Annotated in this window: 16 protein-coding genes; all 16 read left to right on the top strand. The window is 64.7% G+C overall.

The features are described from left to right. Positions 1-430: 430 nt before the first annotated feature. The 16 genes from IPM84_13575 (at position 431) to IPM84_13500 (ending at position 15,091) form a co-directional block, all read left to right on the top strand. A complete protein-coding gene (locus tag IPM84_13575; GenBank protein ID MBK9093773.1) occupies positions 431-1,168 on the top strand; it encodes an ABC transporter permease in 738 nt (245 codons plus the stop codon). Between the two features lie 27 nt (positions 1,169-1,195). Further along, positions 1,196-2,239 (top strand): ABC transporter substrate-binding protein, encoded by a 1,044-nt coding sequence (locus tag IPM84_13570; GenBank protein MBK9093772.1) that lies wholly within the window; start codon positions 1,196-1,198, stop codon positions 2,237-2,239. Positions 2,240-2,303: 64 nt separating this feature from the next. Beyond that, positions 2,304-3,137 carry an ABC transporter ATP-binding protein gene (locus IPM84_13565; protein ID MBK9093771.1) on the top strand — a complete coding sequence of 278 codons (834 nt, stop codon included), beginning with the start codon at positions 2,304-2,306 and terminating at the stop codon, positions 3,135-3,137. 77 nt (positions 3,138-3,214) lie between these two features. Then, the gene (locus tag IPM84_13560) at positions 3,215-4,426 is read left to right on the top strand and encodes an alanyl-tRNA editing protein (GenBank protein MBK9093770.1); all 1,212 of its coding nucleotides are present in this window, start codon (positions 3,215-3,217) and stop codon (positions 4,424-4,426) included. Positions 4,427-4,450: 24 nt separating this feature from the next. Further along, complete coding sequence (locus IPM84_13555) at positions 4,451-5,308, top strand: MBL fold metallo-hydrolase (GenBank protein ID MBK9093769.1); 858 nt, start codon at positions 4,451-4,453, stop codon at positions 5,306-5,308. A 21-nt stretch (positions 5,309-5,329) separates the two neighbouring features. Further along, positions 5,330-6,289: a tetratricopeptide repeat protein gene (locus IPM84_13550; GenBank protein MBK9093768.1), complete on the top strand. Its 960-nt coding sequence runs from the start codon at positions 5,330-5,332 to the stop codon at positions 6,287-6,289. Between the two features lie 162 nt (positions 6,290-6,451). After that, positions 6,452-7,030 carry an adenine phosphoribosyltransferase gene (locus tag IPM84_13545; protein ID MBK9093767.1) on the top strand — a complete coding sequence of 193 codons (579 nt, stop codon included), beginning with the start codon at positions 6,452-6,454 and terminating at the stop codon, positions 7,028-7,030. A 290-nt stretch (positions 7,031-7,320) separates the two neighbouring features. Beyond that, complete coding sequence (gene prfA, locus IPM84_13540; protein MBK9093766.1) at positions 7,321-8,406, top strand: peptide chain release factor 1; 1,086 nt, start codon at positions 7,321-7,323, stop codon at positions 8,404-8,406. Positions 8,407-8,553: 147 nt separating this feature from the next. Then, entirely contained in the window at positions 8,554-9,621 is a 1,068-nt protein-coding gene (locus IPM84_13535; protein MBK9093765.1) for a peptide chain release factor N(5)-glutamine methyltransferase, read from the top strand. Positions 9,622-9,831: 210 nt separating this feature from the next. Next, the gene (locus IPM84_13530; protein MBK9093764.1) at positions 9,832-10,677 is read left to right on the top strand and encodes an HAD family phosphatase; all 846 of its coding nucleotides are present in this window, start codon (positions 9,832-9,834) and stop codon (positions 10,675-10,677) included. 25 nt (positions 10,678-10,702) lie between these two features. Next, positions 10,703-11,332: a threonylcarbamoyl-AMP synthase gene (locus tag IPM84_13525; GenBank protein MBK9093763.1), complete on the top strand. Its 630-nt coding sequence runs from the start codon at positions 10,703-10,705 to the stop codon at positions 11,330-11,332. Beyond that, the gene (locus IPM84_13520; protein MBK9093762.1) at positions 11,332-12,468 is read left to right on the top strand and encodes a glycosyltransferase family 4 protein; all 1,137 of its coding nucleotides are present in this window, start codon (positions 11,332-11,334) and stop codon (positions 12,466-12,468) included. The genes IPM84_13525 and IPM84_13520 overlap by 1 nt, the downstream gene beginning before the upstream one ends. Before the next feature lie 97 nt (positions 12,469-12,565). After that, positions 12,566-13,240 carry a methyltransferase domain-containing protein gene (locus IPM84_13515; GenBank protein ID MBK9093761.1) on the top strand — a complete coding sequence of 225 codons (675 nt, stop codon included), beginning with the start codon at positions 12,566-12,568 and terminating at the stop codon, positions 13,238-13,240. Continuing rightward, on the top strand, positions 13,197-13,352 hold the full coding sequence (locus tag IPM84_13510; GenBank protein MBK9093760.1) for a hypothetical protein: 156 nt from the start codon (positions 13,197-13,199) through the stop codon (positions 13,350-13,352). Before IPM84_13515 ends, IPM84_13510 begins: the two co-directional genes overlap by 44 nt. Continuing rightward, positions 13,336-14,091: a WecB/TagA/CpsF family glycosyltransferase gene (locus IPM84_13505; protein ID MBK9093759.1), complete on the top strand. Its 756-nt coding sequence runs from the start codon at positions 13,336-13,338 to the stop codon at positions 14,089-14,091. Before IPM84_13510 ends, IPM84_13505 begins: the two co-directional genes overlap by 17 nt. A gap of 10 nt (positions 14,092-14,101) precedes the next feature. Further along, positions 14,102-15,091, top strand: a complete 990-nt coding sequence (locus IPM84_13500; protein ID MBK9093758.1) for a ribokinase — start codon at positions 14,102-14,104, stop codon at positions 15,089-15,091. The last annotated feature ends 155 nt before the right edge of the window (positions 15,092-15,246 follow it).

Raw genomic sequence — 15,246 nt, 5'->3', positions numbered from 1 at the left:
GCCAGGCGCCAAAAGCGCATGACTCAAGCCCGCAACCCGCGTAATGCGGTGGATCCGGTGACGGCGTCATGCCAAGTCCGGAGCCGACGGTATAGTCCGGATGGAAGAAGGTCGCGACAAGGCTCGACGGGAACGGGCCAGACCCGCCCGTGTGTGTCACGCGTCCCTGGAGGCAAAAGCGAACAGGGACGTTTTTGTTGCCATTCTTGACGCTTCAGGTGCGCGCGCTTTGGCCGCGGCAAGCAGGCGCCAGGAAAGGCTTGTTCGCGGCATTCAGTCTCCGAAGGCGCCTGCTCTCGGAGATTTTGCTTTGATGATGTTGCTGAACATGCTGCACAAGCACGCCGCACGACTGACCCGGGTCGCCTCCCGCCTGTCCCTGCGCACCTCCAGCCTCACCCTGCAGGCGTTCAGACGCGCCCGCGTCCTGATGACCGCCCTGGGCTTGGCGCTGTTCCTATTGGGCTGGGAGGCGCTGGTGCGCTGGCAGGACTACGCGCCCTACGTGCTGCCCGGCCCCGGCCTGGTGTGGCGAAAATTTGCCATCGTTCTGGCCGATGGCACCCTCCTGTGGCATTCAACCATCACCCTGGGCGAAGTGGTGGCCGGGCTGGCCCTGGGCGTGGGCGTCGCCATCCTGCTCGGCTACGCCATTGCCAAGTCGCACCTCCTTGACCAACTTCTCTCGCCTTACCTGGTGGCCCTGCAAGCAGTGCCCATCGTGGCCCTGGCGCCGCTGCTCATCATCTGGGTGGGCTTCGGGGCCTGGAGCAAAATCCTGGTGTGCGCACTGACGGTCTTCTTCCCCATGCTCATCAACACCGGCGTGGGCATTCGCAGCGTGGAGCCTGACCTGGTGGCGTTGATGCGCTCGCTGCGCGCCAGCCGCTGGCAAATGTTCACCCTGCTCGAAGTGCCCTCCGCGCTGCCGGTCCTGCTGGCCGGGCTGAAGGTCAGCGTCACCCTGGCCGTCATCGGCGCGGTCGTGGGTGAATTCGTCGGCGCCGACCGCGGCCTGGGCTTCCTGGTCAACCTGGGGCGCAATCTACTGGACACCCCCCTCATGTTCGTCGCCCTGCTCACCTTGGTCGCCCTGGCGCTGTGCCTCTACGGCCTGGTGAGCCTGTTGGAGCGCTGGCTCCTGCGCTGGATGAAGGATGAAGGATGAAGGATGAAGGAGAAACGAGGAAAGAAAATGAAAATACAATTTGCGAAGATGACACGAATCATTACGATGCTCACCCTGCTGGCTGCTCTTGCGGGTTGCGTCCCGGTCAGCGCGCCGGCTTCGACCCCTGGTGCATCGGTTGTCACGGCGCCGACCGCGGCTGCTGCCGAAACGATCGAGCTGGCGATGGGCTACATTCCAAGCGTGCAGTTTGCCCCGTTCTACGTCGCCGTGGAAAAGGGCTTCTATCGCGAGGAAGGGCTGGAGGTCAAGTTCCGCTACGGCTTCGAATCGGACCTCATCAAACTGGTGGGCAGCAACGAACTGCAGTTCATGATCGGCAGCGGCGAAGAGGTGATCCTGGGGCGCGCCCAGGGCCTGCCGGTGATCTACGCTATGAGCTGGTACCGCAAGTTCCCGGTCGTGGTCTTTGCCCCCAAAGGCAGCGGGCTGGACTCGCCGGCCAAGCTCATTGGCCACAAGATCGGCATTCCGGGCCTGTTTGGCGCCAGCTATGTCGGCTGGAAGGCGCTGGTCTACGCCACCCAACTGGACGAGAGCAAGGTCAGCCTGCAGAGCATCGGCTTCACGCAGGCCGCGGCCGTGCAGAGCCAGCAGGTGGACGCGGCGCTCGACTATTCGGTCAACGGGCCGGTGCAGATGCGCCTGGCCGGGCAGGAGGTGGATGAGATCTTCGTGGCCGACTACGTTGATTTGCCCTCCAACGGCATCATCACCAACGACAAGACGGTCGCCGAACAGCCAGAACTCGTGCGCAGGTTCGTGCGCGCCACGCTGCGCGGGCTGGAATACACCCTGGTCAACCCGGACGGCGCCTTTGCCCTGAGCCTGCAACAGGTGCCCGAAGCCGGCGCTGACGAGACGGCCCGCAAGACCAATCGCGCCATCTTCGACGAAGTCCTCAAGCTGTGGCAGACCGAAGGCGTCCTGGGCTTTTCTGACCCCGGGCGTTGGGAAACGGCTGCCCGCTTCATGCAAGCGATGGGCCTCATCACCACCGCGGTCAAGCCGGAGACGCTCTACACGAACCAATTCGTGGAAACGAGATAGGTCACGCTGGCGATGCGGGTCACATGTGGGTCACGATGAACGTCGCATGCAGGGTTCTGATTTTATGAGCGACACGTTGATTACAGCCACGCGGCTGAGCAAGAGCTATCTGCAGAACGGTCGCGTGGTGAAGGCGCTGGCCAACGTCAGCTTCGACGTGCATGACGGCGAGTTCGTTGCGCTGGTGGGGCCTTCGGGCTGCGGCAAAAGCACGCTGCTGCGCCTGGTGGGCGGCCTGCTGGCTCCTGACGAGGGCGAAGTCCTGATGAACGGCGCCCCAGTGACCGGCCCACGAACGGAGATCGGCTTCGTCTTCCAGGCCGCCAACCTGATGCCCTGGCGCACCGTGTTGGACAATATCGCCCTGCCGCTCGATGTACTCGGCGCGGCGGCCACCGGTGTCGCGGCCAGCGGCATGACCAGCGCCGACGCGCGGCGCGAGGCCAGGCGCCTGAGCGATCTCGTCGGTCTGCAGGGCTTCGAACAGGCCTACCCGCGGCAGTTGTCGGGCGGCATGCAACAGCGGGTGGTGTTGGCGCGGGCGCTGATTCACCGCCCGCGCCTGCTGCTGCTCGATGAACCGTTTGGTGCGCTGGACGCCCTGACCCGCGAGCGCATGAACTTCGAACTGCTGCGCGTCTGGCAACTGCGACAAGCGACCGTCATCCTGGTCACGCACAGCATCGCCGAAGCCGTCCTCCTGGCCGATCGCGTGATGGTGATGGGGCCGCGTCCCGGCCACGTCACCGCCACCATTCCCATCCCCCTGCCCCGCCCGCGCAGCGCCGACCTGCTGAGCACCGAGCATTTCGGACGCCTGGCCCTGGCCGTGCGTCGCGCCATTGACCAGGCCGGCCAGCCGTGGCCCGGACCGCCGATTCAAACCCTATCCGCATAACTCTGTTGGGGAACCAGCATATCTGATCTCAAACTTTCTCTTGAGTTTTCACGCGCTTCGGGGTATAATACCGTCTTGTGAATAACCTGGCAACACGTCTCTATTGGCACGATGCCTACCTGCGCAACTTCGAGGCCGCGGTGAGCGACCTGACCACGGTCAACGGTCAACCGGCCGTGGCGCTCAGCGCCAGCGCGTTCTATCCCACCGGCGGCGGACAGCCTTGCGACACCGGTCTGCTCAACGGCGTTGCCGTCACCGATGTCATCGCGGACGATGGCGTGGTGTGGCACCTGCTGGAGGCACCCCTGGCGGTCGGCGCGGTGCATGGGCAGATCACCTGGCCGCGGCGTTATGACCACATGCAGCAGCATACCGGGCAGCACATCCTGTCGCAGGCGTTCATCGTGACCTGTGGAGCGGAGACGGTCGGTTTTCACCTCGGCGTGGAGAGCACGACCATTGATCTGAACCAAGCCACGGTGAACCAGGCCGACCTGGAGGCCGCCGAAACCCTGGCAAACCAGATCATCGCCGAAAATCGGCCCGTGACCGGCCGCTTCGTCACCGCAGGGGATCTGCCCACCATTCCCCTGCGCCGACCGCCCAGTGTGCATGAAGCCATTCGTGTGGTCGAAATCGGTGACTTCGACTGGTCGGCCTGCGGTGGCACGCATGTGAGGCAGACGGCAGAAGTTGGACAGATCAAGATACGGCGGTTGGATCGACGCGGCGCGGAGACGCGCATCGAGTTTCTGTGCGGACAGCGCGCCCTGGCCGACTATCGCCGCAAGCAGGATACAGTCCAAGCCCTGGTCAACCGCCTGAGCACCGCGGAGGATGACTTGCCCGCGGCCGTGGATCGCCTGCAGGAGCGGCTGCGCGAGGCGCAGCATCAGTTGCGCGACGCGCAGGCCGAGCTTGTGGAGGCGGAGGCCGCGCGGCTGTGGGCCAACGGTTCCCCCGCCGGCCCCAGGCGCACCGTGCAGGCGTATCTGGACAACCGCCCGCTGGAGACAGTCAAAGCCATTGCCAGCGCGCTGCGCGCCCGGCCTGGCTGCGTGGCCCTGCTGGCCTGCGAGGTTAGCCCGCAGAGCGGGGGCCAGATCTTCTGCGCGGCGGCCGCGGACGTGGCGCTGGACATGGGGCAGATCATGCGCGCCGCCACCGCGGCCGGCGCGCGTGGGGGCGGCCGCGGAACATGGGCACAGGGAGGCGCCGCCAACGGCGCCTTGTTGCGGCAAGCCTTCGACGCCGCTGGTGCGGCCCTGGCGCACCTGGCGGGTTAAGTTTACGATCACGAGGAGTTGTGTATGCAAGAGATTGCACCGGGCGTGTTTGTGGAAACCGGCTATCGCAATGCCAATGTCGGCTGCATCATCACAGAGGATGGCGTCATCCTGGTGGATACGCCCATGGTCCCGGCGCAGGCGCAAGCCTGGCGCAAGCATGTGGCCGAAGCATCCTCCAACGCCCGCATCCTCTACGTCATCAACACCGATCATCATCGGGGACATTCGCTGGGCAATCAGTTCTATTTGCCGGCGCCGGTGGTTGCCCATGAGCGCGCCTGGAAGGAGATGCGCGGCTACACCGATAACTTCAAGCAGCGGGTGCGCGACTCTTTCAAGAAAGAGCCGGACATCCAGGTGCAGTTCAACGATCTGCAGATCATCCGCCCTGAGATCACCTTCAAGAAGCGTCTGACCCTCCTGCGCGGCGGGCGCGAGGTGCGCTTGATCTGGATTGGCGGGCACACGCTGGCCACGGCCGTGGTGTGGCTGCCCGCGGAGCGCGTCCTGTTTTCCGGCGATGCAGTATGGCTGGATCAGCATCCCTACATGGCGCAGGCCAACTCGCGCGACTGGCTGCACGGCCTGGCCTTCATCAAAAAGCTCAATCCGGTGACCATTGTGCCGGGGCATGGCCCGCCGTGCGGCGTCGAAGCCGTGGACCGGGTGACCGAGTATATTCGCTACATGCGCGCCCAGGTCAAGCATATGTTCCGACAGGGCAAATCCAAGCAAGAGACCGGCTCGCTCCTGGTCAAGGACCTGGTTACCTGGTTCCCCATCCCGGCTGGCCGCAAGGCCAAGATCGAATCCCAGATCAAACAGGGTATTGGCCGTGTCTACGAAGAAATACGGCGCACTGCCGTGACCGATTCGTAGGGGCAAGCGACACAGACAATCATGGCCCATGACATCGTTCGTGAAAACAGCACCCCGGCGGACCAGGTGCGCCAGCTGCTTGACCAGGCTGAACGCACGCTGCCCATGCTCCGCGCGCAGGGGACGGCCGCGTCCGCCTTGTTGACGACGTTCGATCAGCTTTGGGCGCAGTTGCCGGCGCTGGAACAGAATGGCATGGACCTGCGTGCGGAGCGCGGGCGCTGGGAGGCCTTGCAACGCGCCCTGCGCGCCCGCACGCGTTGGGTCGTTCCGGCCATTGCCGCGTGGGATGTCGCCCGCCAGCAGGCGCAAGCCGAACCGGCGCGCTGGTGGTGGTATCTGGATCAGACCCTGATGGCTGAGCGACGCCGCACCTGGCGCCGCAGGCTGACCATCGTGGGCGCCGTCACTGTGCTCGGCGTCGTGACCCTACTCCTGCTGCGGCACTTCTTCCCGCAGGATCCCAACGTGGCCGCGGCCGAGGCGCATCGCCTGCAGGCCGAGCGCTACATCCAGGTTGAAGATTGGGCCGGCGCCTTTACGCAGTACGAACAGGCGATTCACCTGACGCCTGCCGAACCCGACCTGCTCATCTGGCTGGGAGTGTTGCGTGAACAGATGGGCGAGCCGCAGGCCGCTGAACCGTGGTATGACCAGGCGCGACTGCTCATCGCCGATCCGGTGCGCTTTTATGTCGAACGCGCCTTCATCTACTTGCAGATTCAGCGCGCGGCAGAGGGCGAACGGGACGCCCGCGCCGCGCTGGCGTTGAACGACCGGTCGCCCCAGGCGTATTACGTCCTGGCCAACGCCGCAGAGATGCAAGAGCGCCTCGACGAAGCGATCGAGGCATACAAGCGCACGGCAGTGCTGGCCGACGAGGATGACCCCAACCTGGCCGCGCTGGCACGGGTGCGCATGGCGATGCTGTTGCAAGCGGCTCAGATGCAGAGCATGCAACCGCCCTCGCCCACACCTTGACTTGAAAACATATCAACGCAAAGGCATTGTTTGTATCTTTTCAATAATCCGGGGTAGGGGCATGGCCTTGCGCCTGCCCGCGTGGGCGACCGCAAGGGTGCGCCCCTACAAATTGAGAAGATACCATTGTCTGATGCATGAAGATTAAGATGAGAGATTAAGATGGAGGTTGAGTTGGCTGGCGAACGTGAATTTTATACTGTCGAAATTGCGGGTCTGACCCGCCGCTTACCCCTGTTCGAGGTGGCGCCGGGGGTACGCATTGCGGTCTTCAACATGCTCGGCGATACCACCGTGGTCAAGGCGACGGCAGCGGTTCTGTCTGAGCGCATCAAACAGCAAGCGGGCGGCGCCGATGTCCTCGTCACCGCGGAGGCCAAGAGCATCCCGCTGATCTACGAGCTGTCCGCGCTCCTGGGTCTGCCCTATATCGTCCTGCGCAAGACGTACAAGCCCTACATGGGCGCGGCCATCTCGGCTGAGACTCTGTCTATGACCACCGGTGCGCCGCAGCAGCTCTTTCTGGATGAAAAAGACCATGCCAGCATCGCAGGCCGCAAGGTCATCCTGGTGGATGATGTGGTCAGCACAGGCAGCACGTTGACAGGAATGAGATCGGTCATCACCAAGGCCGGCGCGACCGCCATTGCCACCGCCGCGGTGTTTACCGAAGGCAACGATGACGGCTGGCAGGATGTCATTGCGCTGGCTAACTTGCCTGTTTTCATAGATCAGAAGTAACAAGCATCATAGTCAGTGGACTGACGACGTAGTATCCTGCACGCGGGAGACGTAGTATCCTGCACGCGGGAGACGTAGTATCCTGCACGCGGGAGACGTAGTATCCTGCACGCGGGAGACGTAGTATCCTGCACGCGGGAGACGTAGTATCCTGCACGCGGGAATGAACTTCACTTTTCCGCCTGAGGAAACAGGCGCAATTCGTGCCTGCTTGCAGTAGTTCATGACCATAAAATACCTTCCTTGCCGCGATCGCCAAGCCGACCGTGGTGGGGGGCAGCGAAGGACGCATGTTCGACAAACTAGATGCAACGGTTGCCCGTTATCATGAGTTGACCCGCCAGCTGGGCGATCCAGCGCTGTTCAACGACAATCAACGCACCGTGATGCGGGAAGCGGCGCAGGAGCACGCGGGTCTGACCGCGTTGGTGGAAACCTACCTGCGCTACCGGCAGGTTGTTACCCACCAGGCTGAGGCCAGCGCGCTGTTGATAGGCGACAATGATCCCGATCTGGTCGCCCTGGTGCGTGAAGAATTGACCGCCCTCGCCCAAGAGCAGACGGCCCTGGCAGAACAGTTGCACCTGCTGCTCGTGCCCAAGGACCCCAACGACGAGCGCAATGTCATTGTGGAAATTCGGGCCGGCACCGGCGGCGACGAGGCCGGCCTGTTTGCAGCCGACCTGTTTCGCATGATCACCCGCTATGCCGAAGCGCACAACTGGAAAGTGGAACTCCTCAGTTCGCATGAATCGGGCATCGGTGGCTTCAAAGAGATCATCTTCGAGGTGCGCGGCCGCGGCGCCTATTCGCGGCTGAAGTACGAGAGCGGCGTGCATCGCGTGCAGCGCGTGCCGTCCACCGAGTCACAGGGACGCATCCACACCTCCACGGCCACCGTAGCCGTGTTACCCGAAATGGATGAAGTGGAAGTGGACATCCGTGCGGAGGACTTGCGCATAGATGTCTTTCGCGCGGGCGGCCCCGGTGGTCAGAGTGTCAACACCACCGACTCGGCCGTGCGCATCACCCACCTGCCATCCGGGCTTGTGGTTTCCAGCCAGGACCAAAAATCGCAGTTGCAGAACAAGATCAAAGGCATGCAGATTCTGCGCGCCCGCCTCTACGATGCGGAACAGCACCGGCAAAACGCAGCCCTGGATGCCACGCGCCGCAGTCAGGTTGGCAGCGGCGAACGCGCCGAAAAAATCCGCACCTACAACTTCCCCCAAAGTCGCGTCACCGATCACCGCATTGGCAAAACCCTCTATCAACTGGAGGCTGTGCTGGCCGGTGATCTGGATGAGTTTATCAACGAGTTGAACACAGCTGACCAGGCTGAACGCCTGCAGGCAGCTGCCGAAAGCAATGAATGAACCCAAGCGATGTTGCCAAGAAGGCGTCATGTTTGACGCCATCGTATCCACACCTGTGCCCTGGATCGCCCGGCAATGGCGCCGGCGCGATCCCACCAATCAGCACGCCAGCGTCGAACATGACGCCTTTGCAGGAGGACTGACGCTATGATGCAGGTCAATGCCAGACCGGCCATGTTCCAACGAGGGAACAGATATACCCCGCCCGTGCCAGAAACCATCAATCCTTCCTTTACATTCGCCTGGCGCCTCGATCCGAGCACGACCGTCGGCCGGACCATGGCCGCCGCCAACCAACGCCTCCGCAGCTCCAATTCCGAGACCCCCCGCCTCGATGTCGAAATTCTGCTGGCCTTTGTACTGCACACCGATCGCGTCGGGCTGTATGCCCACCCTGAACGCCCTCTCAGCGCGACGGAACGCGCCCACTTCGAAGAGCTGATCGAGCGCCGGCGCCGGCATGAGCCGGTGGCCTATCTCATCGGCAGCCGCGGCTTCTACGGGCTGGATTTTCTCATCACGCCCCAAGTGCTGGTGCCGCGACCAGAAACAGAAATCCTGGTTGAACATGCCATCCTGGCGATCGAGTCATTGGACAGTCGCGTGGCGCTTGCGCCGACCGCGGGCAGCCGAACGAACGGCAGCAACGGGCACGGGCCAGGCAATTACCCGCCCTACGCGCAGCTCTACCGGCCGCCGACCCCTGGCAGCGGCGTTCTCATGGCCGATGTCGGCACCGGCAGCGGCGCCATTGCCGTCAGCGTAGCCCGCCATCATCCCCGGGTGACGATCTACGCCAGCGACATTTCCACCGATGCGTTGGCCGTGGCCCAGAAAAACGCAACACGCATGCAGGTGGCCGAGCGCCTGCAATTCTTGGCCGGCAGCCTGCTCAGCCCGCTGCCGCAGCCGGTTGACATCATCACCGCCAATCTGCCCTACGTGGCGACGGCCGACATTCCTAACCTGGCGCCCGACATTGCCAACTACGAACCACGCCTGGCGCTCGATGGCGGACCGAACGGCACGCAACTCATCGAACAACTGCTCAGCCAGGCGCCGTCTTACCTGCGTCCTGGCGGCGTACTCCTGTTGGAAATCGGCAGCGATCAGGGCTTCCGGGTCGCGGCGCTGGCCCGCCATGCCTTCCCCGCCGCTGAGGTGACTGTTTTCCAGGACTTCGCCGGCCTGGACCGATTGGTGCGCGTGCAGTAGAGTTTATGCACTGCTGGGGCGTACACGCCATTTCAACGCACAAGGTCTTTGGGACTTCCCGTGACGAGTCCCTACCCGTAGTGGTGCGCGACCGCCCAATCCACAGGGTGTTTTTTGTCTTCCACGGGAAGTCCCAAAGACCCTTCTTGATGTCAGTGGGGAAAAACCACATTGTGCATAAACTCCAGTGTACCTGAAAGTTCGTAAACCATGTATCGTTTGATCGCTTTCGATGTAGATGGCACCCTCTGCGCCTTTTCCAGGGACGCCGAACCGGGCGCCTCGATGCGTGTCTCCCCACGCTTCCTGGCCGCAGCCACGCAGGTGCAGGCGCGTGGTGTGGCCATCACCCTGGCCACCGGCCGCGGCGTCACGCCCATACTCCCGCTCGCCACCGCCTTGGGCATCAACGTCCCATTGATCTGTTACCAGGGCGGCTGGGTCTATGACCTGCAGACCGCGACCACGCTGCACAGGTCTACCCTGCCGGTCGGCCTCGCACACCAGGTTGTGGCCTGGGTGCAGCCATTCGACTGGGACATCTCGGTCTATCAGGATGGCGAAATCTACCTGCAACGGCTGCACTATCCGGTTGCGTTCTATGACCGCTGGTTCGGCTTGCCCTGGCACCACGTCAGTGACCTGCGCCAGGCCATCACCCACGATCCGGAAAAAATCGTTTTCACCGGCGAGCCGGCCATGTGCGACACCATCCACGCCAAGCTCAACGCGCAGTTTGGGGAGCAGATCCAGGTTCTGCGCACGCACGAACTGTTCGTTGAACTGGTACCGCACGGAACATCCAAAGGCGGGGCGCTGGCCTGGCTGGCTGCACAGATGGGTATCCGCCAGGAGGAGGTGATTGCGGTGGGCGATTCTGAAAACGACCTGAGCATGATCCGTTGGGCAGGGATGGGGATCGCCATGGGCAATGCCACCGCGCAGGTCAAGGCCGCGGCCCGCTGGCAGGCCCCCACCGTTGACGATGACGGCGCTGCCGTCGTCCTGGAGCACTTTGTTCTCGATGCGGATTCGGCCACGAATTTCACGAATTGACACGAAATGACCTGAGAAGATGTCAATGAAAACGCTGGTCATCTCTACCGACATGCCGGACGCCGTGGCGCAAGCGGTGGCGGTCCTGACCGCGGGCGGACTGGTGGCTTTCCCCACCGATACCGTCTACGGCGTCGGCGCGCATGCCCTGCTGCCGGACGCGGTGAAGCGCCTCTTCGCGGCCAAAGTGCGCCCGGAGGGCAAGGCCATTCCGCTTCTGCTCGGCGAGGCGGCCGACCTGGAACGTGTCAGTTGTGACGTGCCGGCGCTGGCGTGGCGGCTGATCGCGGCCTTGTGGCCGGGCGCCCTGACCCTGGTGGTGCCACGCGGCCCCTTGCTGCCGGACATCGTCACCGCGGGCGGGCCGTCGGTGGCCGTGCGTCTGCCAGACCATGCCCTGCCGCGCACCCTGGCGCAGCGCCTGGGCGCGCCGCTGGCCGCCACCAGCGCCAATCTATCGGGCCAGGCCGCAGCCATTACCGCAGACGCGGTGCTGGCGCAGCTCGACGGCCGCATCGAACTGCTGCTGGACGGCGGCCCCTGTGCGGGCGGCGTGGCCTCCACCGTGGTTGACCTCACCGTGCAGCCACCGGCCATTTTACGCCCTGGCGCGCTCGACCTGGCGCGGCTGCGGCGCCTGTTGGCTGCCGACTGATGTTACTGGGCATTGATGCCAGCCGCGCCCTGCGCCCGGCAAGTCAACGCACCGGCACGGAGCTTTACTCCCGCCAGCTCATCGAATCGCTGCTGCGCCTGGCGCCCACGCGGCCCGCGCCGCCATCTCTGCGCCTCTACACCGATGTGGCGCCCGATCAGACCACCCGCCAGGCCTGGGCCGGCGCGGACTGGCGCATCATCCCCAGCCCGCGCCTGTGGACGCACGCCCGCCTTAGCCTGGAGATGCTGCGTCGCCCGCCGGATGTGCTCTTTGTGCCGGCGCACGTGCTGCCCCTATGGCGCCCGCGGCGCACCCTGGTGACGATTCACGACCTGGGCTATCTCTTCTTCCCGCAGGCGCACCCGCTGCGCCAGCGTCTCTACCTGGACCTGACCACCCGCTGGCATGGGCGCGTCGCCACGCACATCCTGGCCGATTCGCACGCCACCGCCCATGATCTGACCCGGCGCCTGGGGGTGGACGCTCGGCGCATCAGCGTGGTTTATCCCGGCTTCACCCCCACCATGCAACGGCCCGCTGATCCGAGCCTGCTGCAGAGGACCGCCGCGGCTTATGGCCTGTCCGCGCCCTACTTCTTCTATGTGGGCACCCTGCAGCCGCGCAAGAACCTGGTGCGCGTGGCGCAGGCCTTTGCCCACCTCCTGACGCGCTGGGCGGCTGAACGCCCGGACGCAGCGCCCCCGCAACTGGTGCTGGCCGGCAAGCCTGGTTGGCTCTCGGACCAGGTGCTGGCGCCGATCCGCGGCCTCGGACTGGGCGACCAGGTGCGCATCCTCGGCTACGTGCCGCAAACGGACTTGCCGGCGCTGCTGTCCGGCGCGGCGGCCCTGGTCTTTCCCTCGCTATACGAAGGCTTCGGCTTCCCGATCCTGGAGGCGCAGGCGTGCGGCGTACCGGTGTTGACATCTTCCACGTCATCGTGTCCGGAAGTGGCCGGCGCGGGCGCGCTGCTTGTGGATCCACACGACACAGACGCCATCGCGGCTGGCCTGTGGCGCCTGCTGACGGAGCCGGCGCTGGCGCAAAGCCTGATCGCGCACGGCCAGCACAACCTGCGCCGATTCCGCTGGGAAATCACCGCCCAACAGGTGTTCGACATACTACAACTGTAACGCAATCTGCCAGATTGCGAATCCTGACTGTAACGCAATCTGCCAGATTGCGAATCCTGACTGTAACGCAATCTGCCGCGCAAATGGGAGCGCAACGATGAACCAAGTACAAAATGTGGTCTTCGACCGGGCGGCCGGCTACTACGACCAGACCCGCAGCCTGCCGCCGCATGAGGCCGCACAGTTGGCCGACGCCCTGTGGCAGGTGTTGGGCGTGACGGCCGCCACTCATGTGCTGGAAATTGGCATCGGCACCGGCCGCATCGCCGGACCGCTGGTGCAGCGTGGCCTGACCATGACCGGCGTTGACCTCTCACGTTCCATGCTGGCGGTCCTGCGCCAAAAATTCCCCGCGCTGCCGGTGGCGCTGGCCGACATGACCCGCCTGCCCTTTGCGCCCGGCACGTTCGACGGCATCCTGGCCTTTCATGTTTTGCACCTGGTCAGCGGCTGGCGTGACGCCCTGGCCGAGGCGGTGCGCGTGCTGCGGCCGGGCGGCAAGTTCATCTACAGTATCCATCATCGCGACCCCAGTGCCATCAACATGCAACTACGCACGCAATGGCGCCAACTGCTGGCCGCACAGGGTACGACGGCCGAGCGACCGGGCACGCGCAACGACGAACAGGTGGATGAGGCCCTGCACCAGCTCGGCTGCCGCGACCATGCCCAGGTGGATGTCATCCGCAGCTCCAAGCCGGTGACCGCGCGCCGCGGTGTTGAACGACATGGAAAAGCGCATCTGGTCGGACACCTGGCTGGTGGCGGATGACGTTTTTGCGACGACGCTGGCCGACCTGCGCGCCTGGGCCGCTGAGCGTTTCGATCTGCAGCAAGTGCAACAGGATGAAACCACCATCGGCTTTCATGTCTACAGCTTCTGACCCGGCAGCGCCGCCGTCCAGCCTGGCGACGGTGACGATTTTGGGCGTGCGCGTCCACGCACTGACCTGGGAAGCCTTCGAGGCGCAGGCGGCTGACTTCGTGCGCAGCGGCCAGGCACACCAGGTGGTCACGATCAACCCGGAGTTCATCATGGCCGCGCAGCATGACCCGGCCTTTGCGCGCGTGCTGGCAGCGGCCGATTTGGCGCTGGCCGATGGCTGGGGGCTGCTGTGGGCTGCGCGGCGTTTTGGCAAGCCGCTACCCACGCGCATCACCGGCTCCGACGGGGTGCCGCGGCTGGCAGCGTTGGCCGCGCGGGAGGGCTGGCGGGTCTTTTTGCTGGGCGCGGGGCCAGGCATCGCAGAGCAGGCCGCCAACGTCCTGCGCGCTCGCCATCCCACCTTGCAGATTGTCGGCTGCTTTGGTGGCAGCCCGCGGCCGGATGAAGAAGAGGCCATCGTCGCGCGCATCACCGCGGCGCGGCCGCACGTCCTTTTTGTCGCGTACGGCGCGCCCAATCAGGACCTGTGGATTGCGCGCACGCAGCCGCGCTTGCAGATTCCGCTGGCCATGGGCGTCGGCGGCTCGCTCGATTTTATTGCCGGTGTGCGACGCCGAGCGCCCGCCTGGCTGCAACGCCTGCACCTGGAGTGGCTGTTTCGGCTGGCGCAGGAGCCGCGGCGCTGGCGCCGGCAGTTGGCCCTCCCCCGCTTCGTGTGGGCGGTGCTGCGGGCATGATGGAGGTGGCATGATGCTGGAGGTAGCTTCCCTGGTCGGCCGGTTGGCCGGGCAGCGCGTGGTCGTCATCGGCGACCTCTGCCTGGATGAGTACGTCATGGGCGTTGCCACGCGCTTGAGCCGTGAGGCGCCGGTGCCGGTGCTTGAACTGCGCCAGCGCCTGAGCGTGCCGGGCGGCGCGGCCAATCCCGCGTCCAACATCGTCGCCCTGGGCAGCCAGGCCACCGTCATCGGGGTCATCGGTGCGGACGCGGCCGGCGACATGCTGACCGGCCATTTGCGCAGCCTGGGCATTGACACCGCCGGCATCGTCACCGATGCGCAGCGGCCCACTACCACCAAGACGCGCATCGTGGCGCAGGGCAGCCTGCGTTTTCCCCAACACCTGGTGCGCGTGGACCATTTGGACCGGCGGCCGCTCAGCCCGGAGTTGGCGCAGCACCTGGATACGCACGTGGAGCGCCTGCTGGCCGGCGCCAGCGCGGTGTTGATTTCCGATTACCGCACCGGCGTCGTCAGCGCGGACTTGATCGCCACGGTGCAGGCGGCCGCACGACAGCACGGCGTGCTGACCACAGTGGATTCCCAGGGCGACCTGGGCAAGTTTCGCGGCTTCGACCTGGTGCGCTGCAATGCGGCCGAGGCCGAGGCGCAGGTGGGTTTTGCGCTGCACGACGATCATGATTTCGAACGGGCGTTGGTGCGCCTGCAGAGGGAGCTTTCCGCCCGGCGCCTGGTCGTCACCCGCGGCGGTGACGGGGTCAGCCTGCTGGCGTGGGGCGATGTGCCGCGGCATCTGCCGGCCTGGAATCGCGAAGAAGTGTTCGATGTCACCGGTGCGGGAGACACGGTAATCGCCGTCTTGACCCTGGCCCTGGCCGGCGGCCTCGATCTGCGCACGGCCGCGCACCTGGCCATGACCGCGGCCGGCCTGGTGGTGCGGCGCCTGGGTAACGCGGTGGTGACGCCCGCGGAACTGGCGGAGGCGCTGGAGAGATAGAGGGGGAAAGTGCATAGTGCAAAGTGCAAAGTGCAGAGGGGAAAGTGTATAGTGCAATGCGTTTTCTCCGAAAACGCAGAGAGTGCAGAGGGCAAAGTGGTAGGGGCAGAGGGGAAAGTGCAAAGTGCAGAGCGGAGACCGAAAATCGAAAATCG

This window comes from Candidatus Amarolinea dominans (assembly GCA_016719785.1).
GTDB lineage: Bacteria > Chloroflexota > Anaerolineae > SSC4 > Amarolineaceae > Amarolinea > Amarolinea dominans.
This window is presented reverse-complemented; position numbering and strand designations above follow the sequence as displayed.

Bases quoted from the DNA above. Each gene is read 5' to 3' on its own strand.
- IPM84_13575 (MBK9093773.1), top strand. From the start codon at position 431: ATGACCGCCCTGGGCTTGGCGCTGTTCCTATTGGGCTGGGAGGCGCTG.
- IPM84_13570 (MBK9093772.1), top strand. From the start codon at position 1,196: ATGAAAATACAATTTGCGAAGATGACACGAATCATTACGATGCTCACC.
- IPM84_13565 (MBK9093771.1), top strand. From the start codon at position 2,304: ATGAGCGACACGTTGATTACAGCCACGCGGCTGAGCAAGAGCTATCTG.
- IPM84_13555 (MBK9093769.1), top strand. From the start codon at position 4,451: ATGCAAGAGATTGCACCGGGCGTGTTTGTGGAAACCGGCTATCGCAAT.
- IPM84_13550 (MBK9093768.1), top strand. From the start codon at position 5,330: ATGGCCCATGACATCGTTCGTGAAAACAGCACCCCGGCGGACCAGGTG.
- IPM84_13545 (MBK9093767.1), top strand. From the start codon at position 6,452: ATGGAGGTTGAGTTGGCTGGCGAACGTGAATTTTATACTGTCGAAATT.
- prfA (MBK9093766.1), top strand. From the start codon at position 7,321: ATGTTCGACAAACTAGATGCAACGGTTGCCCGTTATCATGAGTTGACC.
- IPM84_13535 (MBK9093765.1), top strand. From the start codon at position 8,554: ATGATGCAGGTCAATGCCAGACCGGCCATGTTCCAACGAGGGAACAGA.
- IPM84_13530 (MBK9093764.1), top strand. From the start codon at position 9,832: ATGTATCGTTTGATCGCTTTCGATGTAGATGGCACCCTCTGCGCCTTT.
- IPM84_13525 (MBK9093763.1), top strand. From the start codon at position 10,703: ATGAAAACGCTGGTCATCTCTACCGACATGCCGGACGCCGTGGCGCAA.
- IPM84_13520 (MBK9093762.1), top strand. From the start codon at position 11,332: ATGTTACTGGGCATTGATGCCAGCCGCGCCCTGCGCCCGGCAAGTCAA.
- IPM84_13515 (MBK9093761.1), top strand. From the start codon at position 12,566: ATGAACCAAGTACAAAATGTGGTCTTCGACCGGGCGGCCGGCTACTAC.
- IPM84_13510 (MBK9093760.1), top strand. From the start codon at position 13,197: ATGGAAAAGCGCATCTGGTCGGACACCTGGCTGGTGGCGGATGACGTT.
- IPM84_13505 (MBK9093759.1), top strand. From the start codon at position 13,336: ATGTCTACAGCTTCTGACCCGGCAGCGCCGCCGTCCAGCCTGGCGACG.
- IPM84_13500 (MBK9093758.1), top strand. From the start codon at position 14,102: ATGATGCTGGAGGTAGCTTCCCTGGTCGGCCGGTTGGCCGGGCAGCGC.